The organism is Armatimonas sp. (assembly GCF_043760365.1).
In the GTDB taxonomy this organism is placed as follows: Bacteria; Armatimonadota; Armatimonadia; order Armatimonadales; family Armatimonadaceae; genus Armatimonas.
In genome coordinates, this window is sequence record NZ_JAYUPA010000183.1 from 1 (window position 1) to 2,153 (window position 2,153).

2 protein-coding genes are annotated in these 2,153 nt (G+C 59.1%); one reads left to right on the forward strand and one right to left on the reverse strand.

Annotated features, from left to right (window positions below):
- Positions 1-1,076: alpha-L-rhamnosidase N-terminal domain-containing protein (locus ACH2EH_RS04595; RefSeq protein WP_395139397.1), on the reverse strand; the 1,076-nt coding region annotated here is incomplete at its 3' end.
- A 229-nt stretch (positions 1,077-1,305) separates the two neighbouring features.
- Between ACH2EH_RS04595 and fsa the strand changes: the two genes are divergently transcribed.
- Positions 1,306-1,962, forward strand: coding sequence for a fructose-6-phosphate aldolase (gene fsa / locus ACH2EH_RS04600; RefSeq protein ID WP_395139399.1), 657 nt, complete (start codon positions 1,306-1,308; stop codon positions 1,960-1,962).
- The last annotated feature ends 191 nt before the right edge of the window (positions 1,963-2,153 follow it).

Consider the following 2,153-nt stretch of genomic DNA (forward strand, 5'->3'; position numbering starts at 1 on the left):
CGCTTCTTGTACTCCGTCCAGCCCGGCGAGAAAACATCATCGCTGACGGGCTTGCCATTAAGGCCCAATTCGTAAACCCCGAGCGCAGTCGCGTAGAGCAGTGCGCGCTTAACGGGCTTCTCCACACGGAAGCGATTGCGAAAGTGCGGCGGCGGAGTCATAGCGTTATTGCCATTTCCGCCGGGCTCCGCCTTGCCCCACGGCGCCATCCCTGCTGCACCGAGAATCCGAACCTGCTCCCAGTTTCGCCTATCTTTGCTCGCCGTCCAATCCACATTGGTTGGGTAGCTGCGGCCATTGACCACCAGCTTAGCGATGAGCCCGGCGGGATTCGGGGCATCGCCCTCATTGGTGACGGTAACGACAACAGTGTTCGCACCCGCCACGAGTAAGTCTTTCAGATCGTAGGTGTTGTAAACTTTCCAGTCGCTGCCTTTTGCTATCGCCAGATTCTTCCCGTTCACCGCCACGGCGTAGCTATTGTCCGCCGTCAGCGCGATCCGGGCGCTGGCTCCCGCAGGCGCTTCGAACTGCACACGGAAGCTGCGCTTGCCCACGGGCGGGTTCTCCGGGTCGCTCGCAAGCCAGATCCAGCTAGCGCCCTCAAGTGTGATGGGTGGAAGCGCCGAGACAACTTTGGCCTGCGCAGCCTGAATCCACTGCGCCTTCCAATCGTTTGCCCCGAGCCCCTTAGTCCAGTGCGCCACGGCACTGACACTGCTCTTGCCTTTTGCATCCCAGACCTTTACCTGCCAGAACGCCTGCTGCCCACTCTCCAGCGCCTGCCCGTCGTAGGGAATCTGGATCGTCTCGTCGGAGAGCACTTTGCTCGTGTCCCACAGATCCACTTTTCCAGGAGCGGTGCCCACCATAATCTGATACGCCGTCTGCTTCTGGCCCTTCTCCTTACTCTCCAAGATCCAAGAAAGCCGAGGCTTTGCCAGATCTATCGCGAGCGGGTTGGTCTTATACTCACAGCGCAAGCGGGCAACCGTCAGCGCGGCATGAGTGGGAGCCGTGAGAGACGCAGAGAGAACCGTCAGAGTGGTGAGAGCAAGAAGTGAGATACGAGTCATGAGGGGATTATACCGTGTGATCGCCCCCATGAACGCGCCCAGAGGGCACCCGGTCTTATTGTCCTCATGCTTCGGACACAAAGGCCACTTCGGGCCATACCGAGCTTACTCGGTACTCGGCATGAGCGGGACGCCCTTCGTGTCGCGAAGCGACAATAAGATGCCCCGGTTCCTCGGGGCGAGATTCAGAGCGATTCCCTGGGTACACTCTTTTTGGAGGGTTTTACCGATGAAGTTTTTCATTGACACAGCGAACTTAGACGAGATTCGGACGGTAGCGGAGATGGGTCTGGTAGACGGGGTGACAACCAACCCTACTTTACTTGCCAAAGAGGGCCGGGGCTTCAAGCAGACCATCAAGGAGATCTGCGCGATGGTGGACGGTCCGGTGTCTGCCGAAGTGGTCAGTGCGAGCTCGGCGGAGAAGATGCTCGAAGAAGCGCACACGGTCGCGTCGTGGCATCCCAATGTTGTGGTGAAGATTCCCTTTGGCCCCGAGGGCGTGAAAGTCATTCGCCAGCTCACCAAAGAGGGCATCCGCACCAATGTGACTTTGATGTTTTCTCTTACGCAGGCGCATATCGCGGCCAAGGCGGGCGGGACGTTTCTCTCGCTCTTTGTGGGACGTGTGGATGACATGGCAACCGACGGCATGGAAGCCGTGCGCGATGCGGTGGACATGGTACACACCTATAGCTTCGCCAGTGAGGTGCTCGTGGCGTCCACGCGCCATCCGCTGCATATTGTCGAGTCACTGAGAGCAGGTGCTCACATCGCCACCGTCCCCTTCAAGACACTTGAGCTTCTCTACAAGCACCCGCTCACGGATCTGGGCCTCGGCAAGTTCACCGACGACTGGCAGAAAGCGGGCCTCAACTTCGACTAATCTTCGCTCCCATTCACGCGCCCAGAGGGCACCCGGTCTTATTGTCGCTTCGCGACACGAAGTCCCTCCGGGCCATAGCCGAGTAAAATCGGCATGGGCGGCACGCCCTTTGTGTCCGAAGCATGAGGACAATAAGACCGGGTGCCCTCTGGGCGCGTGAATGGGGGCGAGTCTTCAGTATGCACGGGTCT

What these genes read in the sequence shown, in the direction of transcription:
- fsa (WP_395139399.1), top strand. Translation starts at nt 1,306, where the DNA reads ATGAAGTTTTTCATTGACACAGCGAACTTAGACGAGATTCGGACGGTA.